The organism is Paenibacillus sp. IHB B 3084 (genome assembly GCF_001447315.1).
Lineage (GTDB): Bacteria > Bacillota > Bacilli > Paenibacillales > Paenibacillaceae > Paenibacillus.
Genome location: NZ_CP013203.1, coordinates 3232638 through 3251512 on the forward strand (window position 1 = coordinate 3232638; position 18875 = coordinate 3251512).

The following is an 18875-nucleotide window of genomic DNA, read 5'->3' on the forward strand; positions in this document are numbered from 1 at the left end:
ACCTTTAATCACATATTAAAAGGAGAATGACATAATGATCGATCCAAATGTAAAGCATGATTTAAGAGAAATAGGCAAGAAACTAACAAACCTTAGGGGGTCTCTTTGACTTAGATCTCAAACAGGAAATGATCGCAAACTTTGAGGAAAAGATGGCTGCGCCTGATTTTTGGGATGATAACGATAAAGCCCAGGCCGTGATCGCGGAAATGAACGCGGTTAAGTCTTCTGTAGACAGCTATGAACAGCTCCGTCAGGAATATGAGGATGCGGGGATGATGGCTGAGCTGGCTGATGAGGAAGGCGACGAAACACTGGCTGGAGAAATTGAAAACAGTATCAGGTCCTTGCTGAGCAAGCTTCAGGAGTTTGAATTGCAATTGCTTTTAAATCAGCCATATGACAAGCTTAATGCTATTTTGGAGTTGCATCCGGGGGCAGGTGGAACCGAGTCGCAGGACTGGGGTCAAATGCTGTTACGGATGTATACACGCTGGGCAGAAAAACGCGGCTTTAAGGTAGAAACGCTGGATTACCTTGCGGGTGATGAAGCAGGGATCAAAAGTGTAACGTTGCTGATCAAGGGCTATAATGCTTACGGCTACCTCAAAGCAGAAAAAGGCGTGCATCGTCTCGTTCGCATTTCTCCATTTGATTCTTCGGGTCGTCGGCATACGTCGTTCGTATCCTGCGATGTCGTGCCGGAAATTGCGGATGATGTGGACGTTGAAATCCGGACAGAGGATCTTAAAATTGATACCTACCGGGCCAGCGGTGCAGGCGGTCAGCATATTAATACGACCGACTCAGCAGTTCGGATTACGCATCTTCCTTCTGGCATTGTTGTAACTTGTCAAAATGAGCGCTCCCAGATCAAGAACCGTGAGCAGGCTATGACGATGCTTCGTTCCAAGCTCTACGAGCGCAAAATTGAAGAGCAACGGCAACAACTGGACGAAATCCGTGGGGAACAGTCCGATATTGCATGGGGCAGCCAAATTCGTTCTTACGTGTTCCACCCATACAGTATGGTGAAGGATCACCGTACCAGTGTAGAAACAGGCAACGTAGGGGCTGTCATAGATGGCGATCTGGACCCGTTCATCGACGGTTACCTGCGGAGTCAGATCAAGCTGGACGCAGAATAATAGCCTGTACGTTTTCCTACAGTCCCGTAGGCCAAGTGCCTGTGGACTGTAGGAATTTTTGTGTACACGGTATTTTTAAATTAAAGGAGAATACGAAAGATGTCCCAAATAAATCTCCCCGCTGCTCGGCGAAGACGCCGTAAGCCTCTGATTGCCGCCAGCGGCCCCGCTCGCAATGTGATGGATATTCTGCTCATTGTGCTCGGCTCCTTCATTACGGCGCTGACCTTCAATATGTTCCTGCTTCCGAACCGAATTGCATCCGGGGGTGTGTCGGGTTTATCTATTTTGGGCGAGGACCTATTTGGTCTGGAACCAGCTTATACGCAGTGGGGAATGAATATTCCGTTATTTATAGCGGGAGTGCTGCTGTTAGGAAAGAAATACGGTTTGCGTTCCCTGCTGGGGAGTATCATGCTGCCGTTATTTGTGTACGTAACTAAGGATTGGGCAGTTCCGACAACGAATCCGCTGTTGGCTTCGCTGTATGGTGGAATTGGAGTAGGATTGGGATTGGGCACCGTGTTTCGGGGCAGAGGCTCGACGGGTGGGCTGGCTATTTTGGCGCAGATCATTCAAAAATATTCCGGCCTCAGCCTATCACTCTGCGTCATGCTCATGGATGGTACAGTCATCACACTGGCTGGTTTTGCTCTATCGCCGGAACGGGCGCTGTATGCACTGATTGGTTTGTTTGTAACGGGCAAGGTCATTGATGCGGTGGAAATGGGGTTAAGCTACTCCAAAGTGGCCTATATCATATCCAATCAGAAGGAAAAGATCACACAGGCTATTTTACAGGACTTGGATCGGGGATTGACGGAGCTGGCAGGGCGAGGCGGTTATACGAACGAAGAACGTCCTGTGCTAATGGTTGTGGTAGGCCAAAATGAGGTGACTCGTCTCAAGACGCTTGTTCGCCTGGTAGATCCGGATGCTTTTGTGATCATTAGTAATACGCGTGAAGTATGGGGTGAAGGTTTTAAGAAGGAAGGCTAAAAACAGGATGGCTTGTCGGGAGGCATGGTTTTAAATAAGGGGAACTCCGTTTTTGCAAAACGTGGTTTCCCTTTTTGTATTTATACAGGCTCTGATAGGAACCGCGACATCAAGTGCAGCCAATGGATAATCTTAATGAATACTAATGCATGAGAAAATTATTTCAAATTTGGGTGAATAACTTTACATGAGTATGTTGTATTTATATGAATAGAGTCGTATAATAATACATATTTCATAGGAACGGAATGGAGGAAGGTCTGTGAGCAGCAAGCTAAAAGTGGCAATTGTCGGTTCTACCGGATATGGCGGGGTGGAGCTCATTCGTTTTTTGGTTCATCATCCGCAGGTAGAGATCGTATCTGTTATTTCTTCGTCCAGCGCGGGTGTTCCGATCAGTGACGGGTTTCCACATCTGACGGACATTGTGGTTCAGGATTTGGACGGTGTCGATATTCAAGAGATTGCTGCCAAGGCTGATCTGGTTTTCACAGCTACGCCTTCTGGTGTCAGCACCAAGCTGGTGCCGCAGCTTCTGGATGCCGGATTGAAGGTCATTGACCTCTCCGGGGATTTCAGACTGCGAAGCGGAGAAGCGTATGAAGCATGGTATAAAAAGCCTGCGGCTTCACCCGAATATCTCAAGCAAGCCGTATATGGACTCAGCGAGGTGTATGCAGAAAAGCTTGCTGGCGTCTCTTTTATTTCTAATCCGGGTTGCTACGCAACGGCTACCTTGCTGGGAATTATCCCTGCGTTGAAGGCGGATTGGATCGACCATCGGACGCTGATTGTAGATGCCAAATCCGGGGTATCCGGCTCCGGCCGGGGAACAAGTCTCGTTTCGCATTACGCGGAGATGAACGAAAATTTTAAAGCCTACAAGATTAACAAGCACCAGCATATCCCTGAGATCGAACAGGTATTGGGCGATATTGCGGGTGAGGACGTTATGATTACGTTTACGACGCAATTGGTTCCGATGACCCGAGGAATTATGAGTACGATCTATGTCACGTTAAAGGGTGAACATACAGATCAGGATCTCATCGGGCTATACCGGGATTATTATAAAGACCAACCTTTTGTCCGTGTGCGCGGTGAAGGTATATGGCCAGCAACGAAGGAAGTATTTGGCTCCAATTATTGTGATATCGGTTTTGCAGCAGATGCACGGACCGGGCGCCTTACGATTATTTCGGTCATTGATAATGTCGTGAAGGGTGCTGCCGGACAGGCGATTCAGAACTTAAACTTGATGATGGGATGGGAGGAGAACCTCGGACTGGGCTTCATACCGGTATATCCGTAAGCAGCAAGCAGCCGCAACATGGAAACGGGAAACGTAAGCGGGCGGGAATGGCTTCGCAAATGGAACCGTTACTTATAGAAAGCGTTGCAGACGAGGGCACACAATTATGGGCAAATCAGGGTGTACAGTAGTAAACGGGGGGAATATCGTAACTCCGCGCGGCTTTACAGCCGGAGGATTGCACTGCGGACTTAAAAATACCGACCGCAACGATATCGGCGCGATTCGCTGTGAGGTAGAGGCGACAGCCGCTGCGGTATACACCACCAATGTATTTCAGGCCGCACCGCTCAAAGTGACTCGCGAAAGTCTCGTGGATGGTCGGCTGCAAGCGGTCGTGGTGAACAGCGGGAACGCCAATGCCTGCACCGGACAGCAAGGAGAGCAGGATGCCTACGCTATGCGCTCGGCTGCGGCTCGTGAGCTGGGTGTTGCGGAGAGCAATGTAGCCGTTGCATCAACGGGCGTGATTGGCGAGCATTTGAAAATGGACCGTGTGCTTGGCGGCATATCCGCATTACCTGGCCGTGTGAACGGGGAAAACGACGGGGCAGAGCAATTTACGCAAGCCATTTTGACGACGGACTTGGTTAAAAAGGAAGCATGCGTGTCGGTTGAAGTGGATGGTGTGACCGTACACATCGCCGGGGCGGCGAAGGGCTCAGGCATGATTCATCCGAACATGGCGACGATGCTGGCTTTTATGACCTGTGATGCTGCAATTGGGCAGACTGCACTTCATCAGCTATTGAAGCAGGCAACGGATACCAGCTTTAATATGATTACGGTAGATGGCGATACGAGCACGAACGATATGCTGATCGCGATGGCAAGCGGGCTGGCGGGTAACCGTGAACTGCACGCAGGACATCCCGATTGGGCTGCTTTTGCCGAGGCGTTCACCTATATCTGCCGTGAACTGGCGAAGGCAATTGCCCGCGATGGGGAAGGCGCTACGAAGCTGGTAGAGGTGTCCGTGAGCGGCGCGGTAAGCGATGTATCTGCTCAAGCGATAGCGAAGACAGTGATCGGGTCCAGTCTGGTGAAGTCGGCCGTTTTTGGTGCTGATGCGAACTGGGGCCGGATTATTGCAGCTGTCGGGCGGGCCGGAGAGCCGGTCAATCCAGATACGGTAGACATCCGCTTGGGTGATATTGTTGTGCTGAGCGCGTCCAGCCCAGTCGCTTTTGATGAAAATGAGGCGCTCTCCTACCTTCGGGGAGATACGGTGCGGATTATTGTGGATTTGCATCACGGAACCGGAACCGCCACAGCATGGGGCTGTGACTTAACTTACGATTACGTGCGGATTAACGCTGCATATCGGACATAGACAACGGAATAAACACGGATGTAATTCTGGCATTATTGTAAAATGGCACGGACTGTGCAGAGGAGAAAAGGGGAGATTATATGCAATCGGCAGTGGAAAACGCGGATCAAGCCAATCATGCGGGATTGGCGCGTCGTAATTTTGTGATGAAATGCGGAGGAAGTACGCTGGCTGCGTTGCCTGATTCCTTCTTTGACGATCTGGTTCGCTTGCAGTCGGAAGGTCTTCAACCTGTTATTGTACATGGCGGCGGCCCTGCAATCTCAGACAATTTGGCGAAGCTGGGCATCGAAACGGAATTCATCAACGGATTGCGCAAAACGACCGAGCCCGTGCTGGATGTCGTGGAAATGGTGCTGGCGGGCAGCATTAACAAGCAGATTGTACGCAGGATCGGAATGCACGGAGGTCGAGCGCTCGGTTTGTCGGGCAGTGATGGCTATTTAATCGAGGCAAAACCTGTGTCGAATGCCGCAGAGGTCGGCTGGGTCGGAGAAGTAACGTCTGTTCAGGCTTCCATTATTACAGGTGTGCTGGATATGAACTATATGCCCGTTATTGCGCCTATCGGGATTGATAGATCCGGTCAGCGCTACAATATTAACGCAGATACAGCGGCGGGTGCGGTGGCATCCCATATTGGCGTTAGCCGGATGATCGTCGTTACGGATGTACCGGGCATATTGAAGAAGACCGGCGGAGAGAAGAAGGTGCTGGAGTCCATCACCGTACAGGAGATTGAGGATATGATCAGTACAGGTGAAATTTACGGTGGCATGATCCCTAAGGTGAGAGCGGCTATAGCCTGCATCCACGGCAAAGTGAAGGAAGTCGTCATTGTGAACGGCAGCGAACCGCAGGTATTAAGCCGTGTGCTGGGCGGAGAAGCCATTGGAACGCGCATCGTGCGCATGCAGTAATCATCGTATTCAACCAAACGAAAAAGGAGCGTGAACATAATGAGTAAGGAACTAGATACCTTGGTGAGCGTCGAAACGCCGGGTACGGACGGAGCCGTTGTTGGAGCACAAACCGAAAAGGCAGCAGCACAGACTGACAGCTCTCTTTTTCCAACTTACGCAAGATACCCGCTCACACTGGTCAAAGGACAAGGAAGCTGGCTGTGGGATGATCAGGGCAAGCGTTATCTGGATTTCATGTCAGGCATTGCTGTTACCAATCTTGGACATGCGCCACAGGCTGTAGCTGAACGCTTGAAAAAGCAGATTGATGAACTATGGCATGTATCCAATCTGTTTCATATTCCGGGGCAGGAACGGGCCGCCGCTTTGCTGACTGCCAATAGCAGTGCAGATGCCGTGTTCTTCTGCAACAGCGGCGCAGAAGCGAATGAAGCTGCGATCAAGCTGGCGCGTCGTTATCACCAGAAGGTGAAGCAGACCGGACGCTACGAGATCATTACGTTCACGCAATCCTTCCACGGACGGACGTTGGCAACCTTGACCGCTACGGGTCAGGATAAAGTAAAAGAAGGCTTTTTGCCGCTTCCTGCCGGATTCAAAAGCGTTCCTCTCCATGATCAAGCTGCGCTCGAAGCGGCGATCAGCGAGAATACGGCCGCAATCATGCTGGAAATGGTGCAGGCAGAAGGCGGAATGTATCCGGTCGAACCTGCTTTTGTAGACGTGATTACAAAGCTTTGCAACGAGCATGGATTGCTTTTGATCATTGATGAGGTACAGACGGGCATGGGACGTACAGGCAAGCTGTTTTCCTTTGAGCATTACGGCATTGAGCCGGATATCTTTACATTGGCAAAGGGCTTGGGCAGTGGTTTTTCCGTTGGCGCGATGTTGGGCAAAGGGTACTTGCGCGAAGCGTTCACAGCGGGTAGCCATGGCTCTACCTTTGGCGGTACTCCGCTTGCTATGGCAGCGGTTCAGGCGACCATTGAAACGATTATTGATGACAAGCTTCCAGAGCGTGCGGCTGAGCTGGGCGAGTATTTGTTCCAAAGTCTGCAAAAGCAGCTTGGAGAGATTCCTTTTGTGAAGGATATCCGTGGAAAAGGCCTGATGGTTGGCATCGAGTGTGCTCAGCCTGTGGCGGAACTTGTTTTGGCAGGACAAAAGAAGGGCATTCTGTTCATTACCGCAGGACCGAACGTGGTTCGCCTGTTGCCTAACCTGTATGTAACGAAGGACGAAATAGATCAGGCTGTAGCACTTATTACTGAGTTGATTCAGGAGCATATTGCTTAGGTGGTTAAACTACCTAGATGAGAGTGTAAAAGGAGACGATAGCATGAGCCAGGGCGGGGCATTGCAGCAAATCAATCTAAAAGGGCGGGATTTTCTGGAGTTGGATGACTACTCGACCGAAGAAATTCAATATTTAATTGATCTCGCCATCGAAATCAAGCGCAAGCATAAAAATGGAGAAACCTATCAGCCGCTGAAGGGGAAAACGATCGGACTGATTTTCGAAAAATCCTCTACACGTACGCGGGTATCTTTTGAAGTCGGCATGTTTCAATTGGGCGGGCATGCCCTTTTTCTCAGTAAAAACGACATTCAACTAGGACGCGGTGAGCCTATTAGCGATATGGCACAGGTGATGTCTCGTTATTTGGATGGCATTATGATCCGCACCTTCGGACACGATAATGTTGTAGAGTTGGCGCGTTATGCCTCTGTTCCTGTGATCAACGGCTTGAGTGATTTGGCGCATCCGTGTCAGGTGCTGGCTGACTATCAGACCTTGTATGAGCAAAAGGGCAAGCTTAAAGGACTTAAATTGGCCTACATCGGGGACGGCAACAATATGGCGCATTCCCTGTTGATTGGTGGAGCGAAGCTTGGCGTGCATGTATCGATTGCAAGTCCTGCTGGATATGAGCCTGATCCGAGTGTTGTGGCAGCTTCCCGTGAGATTGCCAAGCAAACCGGCAGTGAGATTGTGATTACCCAAAGTCCGCAAGAAGCAGTAAAGGATGCAGATGCGATCTACACGGATGTATGGGCGAGCATGGGCTTTGAGGAAGAGCAGAAGGAGCGGGAGCTTGCTTTTGCCGACTTCCAGGTGAATGAGGAACTGGTTAAGCTGGCGAAGCCGGATTATCTGTTCCTGCACTGTCTGCCTGCGCATCGTGGCGAAGAAGTGAGCGCAGGTGTAATCGACGGACCGAATTCAGTGATTTTTGATGAGGCTGAGAACCGTCTGCATGCCCAAAAAGCATTGATGGTTGCTTTGATGGGATAAAGAAGTTATGTTTTATTGTTAGAAAGATTGCATTTGTGGAAGATGATCTGTAGATTTAGATGCAGATGTGAATGAAAGATAGTGGCTAGAAGCATTCGGGGAGGACTTTCAATCATGGCAAAAGAAAAAATCGTACTCGCATATTCCGGCGGTCTGGATACGTCGGTCATTTTGAAATGGCTTAAAGAAACCTATGACGCTGAAATTATAGCGTTTACCGCAGATATCGGACAGAAGGAAGAACTGGATGGTTTGGAGGAAAAAGCGCTCGCTACTGGAGCCTCCAAAGTGTATATTGATGATCTGCGTGATGAATTCGCCAAGGATTTTATTTATCCGATGTTTCAGGCGGGTGCTTTGTATGAAGGACAATATTTGCTAGGAACGAGTATTGCACGTCCATTGATCGCTAAACGGATGGTGGATATTGCGATTGCAGAGGGTGCAACAGCTATCGCTCACGGCGCGACAGGCAAAGGCAACGATCAGGTGCGCTTCGAGCTGAACGCGGCGGCGTTGACGCCCGATATCAAGGTGATCGCACCTTGGCGGCTGGAAGAGTTCCGCAATCAGTTCCCGGGCCGGGCAGAAATGATTGCCTATGCGGAGAAACACGACATTCCGGTAACCGCTTCTGCAGCCAAGCCGTACTCCATGGACCGTAATCTGCTGCATATTAGTTATGAAAGCGGCGTGCTGGAGGACCCTTGGTTTGATCCGAGCGCTCCTGAAAATAAAGAAATGTTCTTGCTCAGCAATGCACCTGAGGATGCTCCTGATGAAGCAGAATATTTGGAGCTGGAGTTCGAAGCAGGAAACTGTGTCGCTTTGAACGGAGAGCAGCTAAACCCGTTGCAGGTTATGGAAAAGCTGAATGAGCTGGGCGGCAAGCATGGCATCGGACGTGTGGACATGGTGGAAAACCGTTTTGTCGGCATGAAGAGCCGAGGAGTCTATGAGACGCCGGGCGGCACGATCCTGTTCACAGCTCATCGCAAAATGGAGTCCATCACGATGGATCGCGAGGTCATGAATCTGCGCGACAGTCTGATTACTCGTTATGCTACGCTGGTCTACAACGGTTTCTGGTTCGCGCCGGAGCGTGTGGCTTTGCAAGCACTGGTTCATGAGAGCCAAAAGAATGTCAGTGGTACAGTGCGCGTGAAGCTGTACAAAGGCAACATTATTGGTGCAGGTGTCAAAAGTCCGGTCAGCTTGTACAACCCGGATATTGCGACAATGGAAGCCGACCCGACACAAGCCTACGACCAAGGGGATGCAACTGGCTTTATCCGCTTGAATGCCTTGCGTTTGAAGGTCAATGCGGGAGTAGCCAAAAATAATAAATAAATGAGTTAACCTAAAAATGTACGGGATGCGGGCCGTCCTTGTCCAAGTGACGAGGGCGGCTTGTATTGCAGAGAGGGGATCTTGCAAAAATGAGTAAGCTATGGGGCGGACGTTTTACGAAGCAGACCAACAAGCTGGTAGAGGAATATACGGCTTCCATCGGATTTGATCAGGCGTTGGCGGAAGAAGATATTCAGGGCAGTTTGGCTCATGTGGCCATGCTGGGCAAATGCGGCATTATTCCGCAGGCCGATGCGGATACGATCAAGGAAGGACTACACACGGTATTGGAGCGTATCCGCCGTGGGGAGATTGAATTTTCGGTTTCGGACGAGGATATTCATATGAATATCGAAAAGAATCTGATCGAAGCGATTGGTCCGGTTGGCGGAAAGCTGCACACCGGGCGTAGCCGTAATGACCAGGTGGCAACGGATATGCACTTGTATTTGCGCGGACGTGTAGTGGCGCTGGTCGGTATGCTGCATGATGTGCAAGCCGCACTGATCGGGCAGGCGAAGGATAATCTGGATACGATTGTACCCGGATATACGCACTTGCAGCGGGCGCAGCCTATTTTGTTCGCGCATCATTTGCTGGCTTATGTGTCTATGCTGGAGCGTGACATTGACCGTCTCAAAGACAGCTACAAGCGGATTAACGTATTGCCGCTCGGCGCTGGAGCTTTGGCCGGAACCACTTTTCCGATAGACCGTCATTTTGTAGCAGAGCAATTGGGTTTTGACGGAGTTTATGAAAATAGTCTGGATGCCGTTAGCGACCGGGACTTTATCGTAGAGTTTCTGGCTGGAGCTTCGCTGATCATGACGCATTTGTCGCGTCTAAGCGAAGAGCTGGTGTTGTGGAGCAGCACGGAGTTTGGCTTCGTGGAGCTGGATGATGCTTTTTGCACAGGTAGCAGCATTATGCCGCAGAAGAAAAACCCGGACGTACCAGAACTGGTACGCGGTAAAACAGGACGCGTGTATGGTAATCTTGTTGGACTGCTGACCGTTTTGAAATCCTTGCCGCTAGCGTACAACAAGGATATGCAGGAGGACAAGGAAGGTATGTTCGATACTGTTGCTACGCTGGAAGGAGCTTTGCAGTTGTTCGCACCGATGATCGCAACGATGAAGGTGAACAAGGATCGCATGCGTCAAGCGGTCAATCAGGACTTCTCCAATGCGACAGATATTGCGGATTTCCTCGTCGGCAAAGGACTTCCGTTCCGTCAGGCGCATGAGGTTATCGGCAAAACGGTGCTGTATTGCATCCAGCAAGGCAAGTATTTGCTTGATCTGACACTGGAGGAATTCCAACAGTTTTCCGATTTGTTCGACGACCGCATCTATGAAGTGCTTCAACCGGAAGCAGTAGTTAATGCTCGGAATGTATATGGCGGAACAGCAACTGGACAGGTGCAGGCAGCTATTGGACGCAGTGAACAGCTACTGAGCAGCACGTCTACATGGTTTGAAGGGCACAAACGGAGTAACTAATCAGCTAAAAGAAATATTATTCTCTGCACAGCAGCGGGATGTTGTGTAGAATTTGATAGTGTAGCACGTATAGCAGGATATCAAGACAGCAAGGGCACCGTTCGCGGTGCCTTTTGTGCTTTTTAAGGTATTTGGCTTTAATGATGATCTGAACAATGGTGGATTGCGTAAGGTTTCCTGGACAGGTACAATCACGGGAACTATAAAATAGTTCTATATACCTATGTATGCGTTAGTATGAAAGATTCTAGGATTTACATTTTCGTATACCTACTCCTACTACGATTATGGTAGAATAGCACTAAGTTTTTAATTGGATTACCAATTCATCAGGACAAGACTGGTATCAAATGAATAAGTGGAAGATTTTGAGGGTTCTCTTTTGACCAGAAGACTTGCATTAATGTGTAAATGAAGGGTTTAAATGAGAATAAGAGAATGCCCTGCTTTTCAGGAAGACGTAAGACTATGGATGCAGGGACAGGGCAAGAGGCAGAGTCGGGACGGTTCAGGGAGGTATTATGAGAAGCAAAAGAACGGCGCGGCAGTTAAAGAGCGCATGGATCGGTTATCACGCTTCTGACGCCGATCAGCTGGTGTCTTCGTTGCGCGAAGAGCGGATACAGGCGGAGAAGTTGCTGCGCGAGGAACGGGAGCTTTTCCACGCGGCGCTGGAACGGAAGAAGCAACGGGACGCGGAGTTGAAGCAGCTACTTGCGGATTCGCTCGCAGAAGAGCGGCGTTGGATTGAAAGGGCGGGAATCCATGGGTGACAGGCTGAGGTGGCAGGTTGGGGGAGTTTCAATTCCCCAAACCAAGAGAAGAATAAAAGAAGAGCGTCACCAGATCGCTCGACTGGAGCAGCAACTGGAGGCCCAGCGGACGGAGCAGGCCCCGGTGCTGTACAAGCTGGATTTTCATATTGAGGAACTGGAACGGCGGCTCCAGGATACGGAACTGCGTATCCAGGCATTACAGAGCGCAGCGGATACGGCAGCAGCGGTGGAGCAGTTGCTGGATGAGAGTGTACAGGATGGACAAGCGCAGAAGGCGCAGGTCCAATATGCTAGTGGTCAACAGGAACAGGCTGCAGCAGGAGCCGCCTTGGGAGCAGTCTCCGGCTCGTCTGGTTCGGCAGGCGGAGAGGCCGCCACGAGAATACAGAACGGACGGAACGGCAAGGCTCGCCTGGGAGACCAATTGGTGGACAACGGCATGATTACCCGCGATCAGCTGACGGACGCCATCCGAAACCAAAAACGTTACGGTGGCAGGCTGGGCGACATTTTAGTAGAGATGGGCTTCATTACCGCCGAGCAGCTACAGGAACAGGTGGACGGTGATGAATCCAAAGAGCGACTGGGCGACATGCTGGTACGTTCCGGCTATATTGCACCGGAGCAACTGGAGCGGGCCCTGGAATTCCAGGCGAAGAGCGGCGGGCTGCTCGGCGACATTTTGCTTTCATTGCAAATGCTGGAGCCTGCGGATTTGTACCGCGCGATTGCTACACAGAACCGGATCGGCCGTATTGGTGAAGAACTGGCACTGGATGCAGCCTATAAGTTACCCGAGCAGGTGGCCATGGCTTACGGCGTGGTCGTCATTCATGAATATATGAACCGCTATATTGTGGCGGTCAGTGACCCGTTGCCAGAAGAGCGGCGCTTGAAGCTGGAGGAAATCCTCGGGATGCCGGTGGAGCAGGTGCTGGCGACCAAGGAAGAGATGGAGCAGCTCTGGGGTAAGATCTACGGTGAAGAAATGATGCAGGAGAGCACGACCGGATTGTTGGAAAAAGAGCCGCATAATTCGGCGCGCACGACCTTTACGAAGGGACAACTGTGGGTGTTCGCGGCGATGGGCGTGATTACGCTGCTCGGTCTTTTCTGGAACAGCTGGAATACGGTGCTGATCATCAATATGCTGATTCAGCTGTTTTATTTTGCCATGACGCTATTTAAATTTGGTATTATTTATCTCGGTTCCCGGCGTGGGGCGCAGCTTCGCTTCACGAAGGAAGAGGTCGACGCCATGGATGAGAAAAAGCTGCCGATCTATACGATTCTCGTACCGATGTATAAGGAGGCGGGCGTGCTTCCGATGCTGTTGCGGAATTTGGAGCAGCTTGATTATCCAAAATCCAAGCTGGATGTGCGGCTGCTGATTGAAGAGGACGATATTGAGACCATTGAGCTGCTTCGTGAAATGAAGCTGCCCGCCTATTATACGACACTGGTCGTCCCTGACGGCTTGCCCAAAACCAAGCCGAAGGCGTGTAACTACGGACTTATTCGGGCGCGCGGCGAATTTGTGGTTATTTATGATGCCGAGGATCGTCCCGACTCCGACCAGCTTAAAAAGGTCATTGCGGCGTTCGACTCGCTCCCTGAGCATTATGCGTGTATTCAAGCGAAGCTCAACTATTTTAACAGTACGCAAAATTTGCTGACCCGCTGGTTCACGCAGGAATACAGTATGTGGTTCGAACTGCTGCTGCCGGGTATTATGCAGTTAGATACGCCTATTCCTTTGGGCGGAACATCCAATCATTTTCGGATATCCGTACTCAAAGATATCAATGCGTGGGACCCCTACAATGTAACCGAGGATGCCGATCTGGGTATACGTCTGTATAAAGGCGGTTACAAAACCGCCATTGTCGATTCACGTACATGGGAGGAAGCGAACAGTCGCGTAGGGAACTGGATTCGTCAGCGGTCACGCTGGATCAAGGGATACATGCAGACATGGCTGGTTCATATGCGTAATCCGGTGAAGCTGGTGCGCGAGGTGGGCTGGAAAGGCTTTTTCGGCTTTCAGGTAATGATTTTGGCGACACCGATGCTACCTTTGCTGAATCCGATCTTTTGGGGATTGCTAATTTTATGGTTTGGCTGGGAAATGGCCTTTATTCCCAAGCTGTTCCCGGGTTATGTGTATTACCTGGCGAGCGCGGAATTTTATATCGGTAATTTTTTGTTCGTATTCAGTAACGTGGCCGGAATGTATTGGGTCATCGGGGAACTGGAAGAGCGCGGTGAACGTACATTTTCATATGCGATGGTCAAATATGGGCTACTCTCGCCGTTATATTGGGTACTTATGAGTATAGCTGCGGTGAAAGCAGCTTGGCAGCTCATTACCAAGCCGTTCTATTGGGAGAAGACGACGCATGGTCTGACCGATATGCACGACTTGGATGATGCCCCGGCACAGTCCTCCTGAATATGAAGAAAGAAGGAGCAAGAATGGAGACAAAAACACCTTTTTTATCCGTTGTCATTCCCATGTACAATGAAAGCTCGCATCTGGAGCGTTCCCTCAAGGTGATTGATGGGGTGCTGTCTGTCGTCACTTCACGTTATGAGCTGATTGTCATAGATGACGGTTCCAAAGATGATACGTGGCTCAAGCTGTCTGAATTGTCCCGCCGTATGCCTTCTCTGCTTGCACTTCGGCTGAGCCGGAACTTCGGCAAGGAGCTGGCGCTGTGCGCTGGTTTGGAAAATGCCTCCGGCGATGCCATCATCGTCATGGACGGCGATTTGCAGCATCCTCCTGAGATGATCGGGGAAATGGTGCGTTTATGGCAGGATGAGGGCTACGATCTGGTCGAATGTGTGAAGGAATTCCGTGGAGAAGAGTCGGTGGGCAAAAAGCTTGGGGCTTCATTGTTCTATGCGACCTTGAATCGTCTGACAGGCTTTAACCTCAAAGATGCCTCGGATTATAAGTTGCTGGATCGCCGGGTGGTAGATGCCTGGATGGCGATGCCTGAGCGAATTCCGTTTTTTCGCGGGATGACGGCATGGCTTGGTTTCCGTAAAACCCAGATTTCGTTCAAGGTAGCTCCACGGGAGGAGGGTCCGAGCCGCTGGAGTCCGTTCGGGCTGATTCGGCTGGCAGCGGAAGCGATTGTTTCGTTTTCAACGGTGCCGTTGCGGGTAGTAAGTTTAATGGGACTCATTTTTATGCTGATTTCAGTTGTATTGGGAATTCAAACCTTGGCGCACAAATTAACGGGTACCGCTGTGACCGGTTTTACAACTGTTATTTTGCTGCTCTTGATTATCGGCAGTGTATTGATGCTGTCCATCGGAGTGGTAGGAGAATATATCGCCGCCATATATCACGAAGTCAAAGCCAGACCTCGTTATCTGATTGCAGACAAACGGGCGAACGCTGACCGATTGTGGGTGGACAGGGAGTTTAATCAACATGATCAGACGTTCATATCTAAAGTATCCAATCATTAAATATAGCATAGTGGGGCTGCTGGGTACAGGTATCCATGTCGGTGTACTTGTACTGCTGGTGGAAATGTTCAGGGTGCCTGCGGTAACGGCTACTACGATCGGATTCGTAGTCACGCTGCTGGTGTCGTACGTGCTGAACCGGAACTGGACATTCGAGCCTACCGGGGAGGGGAGTCGCACCCAGTTTCTTAAATATTTGTTGGTTTGCTCCTGTGGCCTGCTCTTGAATGCAGGTCTTATGTACGCAACCATTCATTGGATCGGCTGGTCGTATCTGATTGGTGAGGTACTGACCACCATCATCGTGCCCGTTCATAATTATATCTGGAATCGCTATTGGATCTTCTCCGTTCCACAACAGCGTCAGAAAGAGACTTCATGATTTTGAGAAAACACGGAAAAATGTTAACTTTGTTCGCTTGCGTTACTGCGCTTGAACTGGCGGTGGGTATTTATTTTGCCTGGCATCTCGGCTATATGCACACCGATGCGCTCAGTCGGGTCGCTAACGCCTTTTATGTGCTATACAGCCGTGATCCTCATCTGGGGGCTATCGGGTTCGTATGGAATCCGTTGCCCAGCCTGATGGAGCTGATCGTGCTGTTGTTCTATCCATTATTTCCGGTGCTCGCTTCTCACGGGCTGGCGGCCGTGATTATAAGCAGCCTGTTCGCAGGGGCCAGTGCGGCGCTATTGTACGGAACCGGGAAACAACTGGGGCTTCACGGTGGAATCAGTCTGCTGATTGCGCTGTTATTTTCGCTGAATCCGTTCATGTTTTTGTTCGGCTTCAACGGGCTGAGCGATTCGCCGTATATCTTCTTTATTCTTCTGACGGTGACCCGATTCTGTATGTGGTTGAAGGATCGCAAGGCGGCACACTTGATTGTGTCAGGCTTTGCTCTCGCTTTGGCCTTCTGGGTGCGCTATGAAGCGGTTCCGCTCGGTATGGGGATGGCTTTGGGGGTACTGCTGACGGTTCTTTTTCTACATCGGCGGCACATCGCCAAAGACACGAATACAAAGGGATTATCCATCAGTGAGCGTCTGTACAAGGTGGAAGCGACCTGGCTGTTGTTATTGCTGCCGATCATCTTTTCTGGTCTGCTCTGGATCTTTTTTAACTGGATTATTATGGGGGACCCGCTTTATTTTTTACGTTCGGAATATTCCAATGCCACCCAATCGGCGGCTTTGCTGGGGGATCAGCGTTTTGCGGCGATGTTTGCCCATCCTGCGCTGATGCTACAATTTATCGGGCAACGTACTTCATGGTATGCGGCCCCGCTGATTGCAATTTTGCTCGTACGTTTATTGGACAAGCGTCTGTTCAGTTGGAGCACATTAACACTGCTGGCAATCTTCCTATCCGTACCCGGTCTTCAATTTTTGCTGATGCTCAAGCAGTCTTCTTTCGGCTGGTTTCGGTACTTTATGTACGTGTTCCCGATTACAATCGCCTGGGTGCCATATGAGCTAAGTTTATTGAAGGGGAAAATGCGGGGCTTCGGAGTGTCTATGGTGACAGCCGGGATGCTGATTACAGCAGGCTTGTTGTCCTATGCGCTCAGCAATCCCGCTATTGCGGCAGATGAACACAGCTACCTGACGCATAGTGGAAATGAAAGCTATGATCGGCAATTAATTGAACGAAAAATTGCGCCGTGGCTGGATGAGCATTATAGTTCGTCTCTCATTTTGACAGATTCCTATGCGGCTTATCCAATCATTTTGAGCAGCAAGATTCCAAAGAAATTTATGATTACGAGCGACTATGATTTTGGAAAATCCTTAACGGATCTGCCTGCTTCCAAGGTGGATTATGTTCTGGTAACGCGCATGGTGGAAGGGGTTCCGCTGGATCAGGTAAACCGAAGCTATCCCAATCTGTTTGAAAAGGGCGCTCCGTGGGCGTCCCTGATACGTGATTTTAGTGGACAGTGGCGGTTGTACAAAGTGGAACATGATATAGAGCCATGATAATTGTATTTCAGGCAGCAGAGTAGTCGCGGTTGGGTTGATCCGGCTGTAGGAGGGAATTAGGATTCCAACCGTATTGCTACAACAAGTTTGAGGGGGAACGAGAGGAATGTCCTTTCGCAAATGGTCTGCAAACAGATGGATGGTTATAGGTCTGTTTGTGTTTATACTTGCGTTGGAGCTGTCCGCAGGCATCTATTTCAGCTACGTTCTGGGATATATGCATACAGACGCGCTCAGTCGCGTAGCCAATGCATTTTATGTGCTGTATAGCCGTGATCCGCATTTGGGTGCCATCGGATTCATCTGGAATCCGTTGCCCAGTCTTTTGGAAATGGTGATATTACTGCTATATCCGTTATTTCCAGCATTAGCATCCTACGGATTGGCGGCTGTCATTATGAGTGCTACCTTTGCCGCTTTGACAGGTGTGCTGCTGTATCGGGCAGGTGTCAGAACAGGGCTTGGCTCGGGAATGAGCTTGATACTGGCGCTGCTCTATGCGCTGAATCCGTTTATTTTACTATTCGGTGCTAACGGACTGAGCGATTCGTTATACATATATTTTATTATGATGACAGTGATTGAATTTGCGCTGTGGCTCAAGGACCGCATGACGGCGAGTCTGATCGTATCCGGGTTAGCGCTTGCCATGGCGTTCTGGACTCGATATGAAGCAGTCCCTCTGGGGGTGGCGATGGCAGGCGGCGTGGTCGTGGCCATTCTGTTTCTTCACCGGAACATGGGCAGACGTGAGCTGCCTTTTCGGGAAAAGCTACATAAGGTCGAGGCGACCTGGCTGCTTCTCCTGCTGCCTGTTGTCTTTTCCGGTCTGCTGTGGATTTTCTTTAACTACCTCATTATGGGAAATGCCTTTTATTTCCTCAATTCGGAGTATTCCAACACAGCGCAATCGGCAGAGCTGCTAAATGATGATAAATTCGTGGAAATCTTTAATCATCCGTTGGTTGCTTTGAAATTTATCGCTTCCAAAACCCTCTGGTATTCTGTGCCGTTGTTTGCTATTCTGCTCATTCGCCTGATAAGCGGGCGGTTGTTGCGGTGGGGCACGCTGATTATTTTACTATTGTTCCTGTCTGTGCCGGGTTTACAATTTTTACTCATGATGAAGCAATCTTCATATGGATGGTTTCGCTATTTTATGTATGTGTTTCCGATTACCGTCGCCTGGCTGCCGTATGAGCTGAGTCAGCTTCAGGGTAGAGCGCGGCGGGCGGCCTTTGGTCTGGTGTCCGTCAGTCTGGTGCTTACGGCCGGATTACTCTCCTATGCACTGACTCGCCCGGATATCGCGCCGGATGAGAACAGCTTCCTCACACGAACAGGTAATGTGAACTATGTGAGACAGGTATCGGACCGGAAAATTGCGGTCTGGCTGGATGAGCATTTGCCCAAGTCAACCATTATGACCGATTCGGCCTCAGCCTACACCATGATCGTGTATAGCCAGTACCCGAAGCGCTTCCTGATCACAAGTGATTATACGTTTAATAGGGCATTAAGTTTTCCGCAGGAAAGTCATGTGGATTATATCCTTGTACCTCAGATCAAGTCGGACATGCCACTGAGTAAAATCAACATGGTGTATCCGAATTTGTATGAAAAAGGAGCACCCTGGGTTCAGCTCGAACGCGAGTTTAACGGGGAATGGCGCTTGTACAAAGTGCTACCCAAGTCACAATCCGAATCTCCATCTACGGCTACGACGACAGCTCCTTGATGTGTGGCAGGACCATGAATTGGTTAGCA

General features: G+C 50.1%; 15 protein-coding genes. All 15 read left to right on the plus strand.

Annotated features, from left to right (window positions below; translation table 11 throughout):
* Positions 1-34 precede the first annotated feature (34 nt).
* The 15 genes from prfB (at position 35) to ASL14_RS15255 (ending at position 18846) form a co-directional block, all read left to right on the plus strand.
* Positions 35-1148 (plus strand): peptide chain release factor 2 gene (prfB, locus tag ASL14_RS15185; RefSeq protein ID WP_134912211.1). Its coding sequence is split into 2 segments (ribosomal slippage): positions 35-106 and positions 108-1148, totalling 1113 coding nucleotides; the frame shifts between segments, so codons are not numbered across the junction.
* Positions 1149-1247: 99 nt separating this feature from the next.
* Complete coding sequence (locus ASL14_RS15190; protein WP_134912212.1) at positions 1248-2147, plus strand: YitT family protein; 900 nt, start codon at positions 1248-1250, stop codon at positions 2145-2147.
* A gap of 262 nt (positions 2148-2409) precedes the next feature.
* Positions 2410-3459, plus strand: coding sequence for an N-acetyl-gamma-glutamyl-phosphate reductase (gene argC, locus ASL14_RS15195; RefSeq protein WP_134912213.1), 1050 nt, complete (start codon positions 2410-2412; stop codon positions 3457-3459).
* A 106-nt stretch (positions 3460-3565) separates the two neighbouring features.
* Positions 3566-4792, plus strand: a complete 1227-nt coding sequence (argJ, locus tag ASL14_RS15200; protein WP_134912214.1) for a bifunctional glutamate N-acetyltransferase/amino-acid acetyltransferase ArgJ — start codon at positions 3566-3568, stop codon at positions 4790-4792.
* An 80-nt stretch (positions 4793-4872) separates the two neighbouring features.
* Positions 4873-5712: an acetylglutamate kinase gene (gene argB / locus ASL14_RS15205; protein ID WP_134912215.1), complete on the plus strand. Its 840-nt coding sequence runs from the start codon at positions 4873-4875 to the stop codon at positions 5710-5712.
* Between the two features lie 39 nt (positions 5713-5751).
* Positions 5752-7014, plus strand: a complete 1263-nt coding sequence (locus ASL14_RS15210) for an acetylornithine transaminase (protein ID WP_134912216.1) — start codon at positions 5752-5754, stop codon at positions 7012-7014.
* 43 nt (positions 7015-7057) lie between these two features.
* The gene (argF, locus tag ASL14_RS15215; RefSeq protein ID WP_134912217.1) at positions 7058-8014 is read left to right on the plus strand and encodes an ornithine carbamoyltransferase; all 957 of its coding nucleotides are present in this window, start codon (positions 7058-7060) and stop codon (positions 8012-8014) included.
* Positions 8015-8128: 114 nt separating this feature from the next.
* A complete protein-coding gene (locus ASL14_RS15220; RefSeq protein ID WP_044646925.1) occupies positions 8129-9364 on the plus strand; it encodes an argininosuccinate synthase in 1236 nt (411 codons plus the stop codon).
* Positions 9365-9453: 89 nt separating this feature from the next.
* Positions 9454-10866 (plus strand): argininosuccinate lyase, encoded by a 1413-nt coding sequence (gene argH, locus ASL14_RS15225; RefSeq protein WP_134912218.1) that lies wholly within the window; start codon positions 9454-9456, stop codon positions 10864-10866.
* Positions 10867-11387: 521 nt separating this feature from the next.
* Positions 11388-11639 (plus strand): hypothetical protein, encoded by a 252-nt coding sequence (locus ASL14_RS15230; protein ID WP_134912219.1) that lies wholly within the window; start codon positions 11388-11390, stop codon positions 11637-11639.
* Positions 11632-14094: a cyclic di-GMP-binding domain-containing protein, MshE-related gene (locus ASL14_RS15235; protein WP_134912220.1), complete on the plus strand. Its 2463-nt coding sequence runs from the start codon at positions 11632-11634 to the stop codon at positions 14092-14094. The genes ASL14_RS15230 and ASL14_RS15235 overlap by 8 nt, the downstream gene beginning before the upstream one ends.
* A gap of 23 nt (positions 14095-14117) precedes the next feature.
* Positions 14118-15125 (plus strand): glycosyltransferase family 2 protein, encoded by a 1008-nt coding sequence (locus ASL14_RS15240; protein ID WP_134912221.1) that lies wholly within the window; start codon positions 14118-14120, stop codon positions 15123-15125.
* Positions 15088-15507 carry a GtrA family protein gene (locus tag ASL14_RS15245; RefSeq protein ID WP_134912222.1) on the plus strand — a complete coding sequence of 140 codons (420 nt, stop codon included), beginning with the start codon at positions 15088-15090 and terminating at the stop codon, positions 15505-15507. The genes ASL14_RS15240 and ASL14_RS15245 overlap by 38 nt, the downstream gene beginning before the upstream one ends.
* Positions 15504-17105: an ArnT family glycosyltransferase gene (locus ASL14_RS15250; RefSeq protein WP_134912223.1), complete on the plus strand. Its 1602-nt coding sequence runs from the start codon at positions 15504-15506 to the stop codon at positions 17103-17105. Before ASL14_RS15245 ends, ASL14_RS15250 begins: the two co-directional genes overlap by 4 nt.
* A gap of 109 nt (positions 17106-17214) precedes the next feature.
* On the plus strand, positions 17215-18846 hold the full coding sequence (locus ASL14_RS15255) for an ArnT family glycosyltransferase (RefSeq protein ID WP_134912224.1): 1632 nt from the start codon (positions 17215-17217) through the stop codon (positions 18844-18846).
* Positions 18847-18875: the final 29 nt, after the last annotated feature.

What these genes read in the sequence shown, in the direction of transcription:
- ASL14_RS15190 (WP_134912212.1), top strand. Translation starts at nt 1,248, where the DNA reads ATGTCCCAAATAAATCTCCCCGCTGCTCGGCGAAGACGCCGTAAGCCT.
- argJ (WP_134912214.1), top strand. Translation starts at nt 3,566, where the DNA reads ATGGGCAAATCAGGGTGTACAGTAGTAAACGGGGGGAATATCGTAACT.
- argB (WP_134912215.1), top strand. Translation starts at nt 4,873, where the DNA reads ATGCAATCGGCAGTGGAAAACGCGGATCAAGCCAATCATGCGGGATTG.
- ASL14_RS15210 (WP_134912216.1), top strand. Translation starts at nt 5,752, where the DNA reads ATGAGTAAGGAACTAGATACCTTGGTGAGCGTCGAAACGCCGGGTACG.
- argF (WP_134912217.1), top strand. Translation starts at nt 7,058, where the DNA reads ATGAGCCAGGGCGGGGCATTGCAGCAAATCAATCTAAAAGGGCGGGAT.
- ASL14_RS15220 (WP_044646925.1), top strand. Translation starts at nt 8,129, where the DNA reads ATGGCAAAAGAAAAAATCGTACTCGCATATTCCGGCGGTCTGGATACG.
- argH (WP_134912218.1), top strand. Translation starts at nt 9,454, where the DNA reads ATGAGTAAGCTATGGGGCGGACGTTTTACGAAGCAGACCAACAAGCTG.
- ASL14_RS15230 (WP_134912219.1), top strand. Translation starts at nt 11,388, where the DNA reads ATGAGAAGCAAAAGAACGGCGCGGCAGTTAAAGAGCGCATGGATCGGT.
- ASL14_RS15235 (WP_134912220.1), top strand. Translation starts at nt 11,632, where the DNA reads ATGGGTGACAGGCTGAGGTGGCAGGTTGGGGGAGTTTCAATTCCCCAA.
- ASL14_RS15240 (WP_134912221.1), top strand. Translation starts at nt 14,118, where the DNA reads ATGGAGACAAAAACACCTTTTTTATCCGTTGTCATTCCCATGTACAAT.
- ASL14_RS15245 (WP_134912222.1), top strand. Translation starts at nt 15,088, where the DNA reads ATGATCAGACGTTCATATCTAAAGTATCCAATCATTAAATATAGCATA.
- ASL14_RS15250 (WP_134912223.1), top strand. Translation starts at nt 15,504, where the DNA reads ATGATTTTGAGAAAACACGGAAAAATGTTAACTTTGTTCGCTTGCGTT.
- ASL14_RS15255 (WP_134912224.1), top strand. Translation starts at nt 17,215, where the DNA reads ATGTCCTTTCGCAAATGGTCTGCAAACAGATGGATGGTTATAGGTCTG.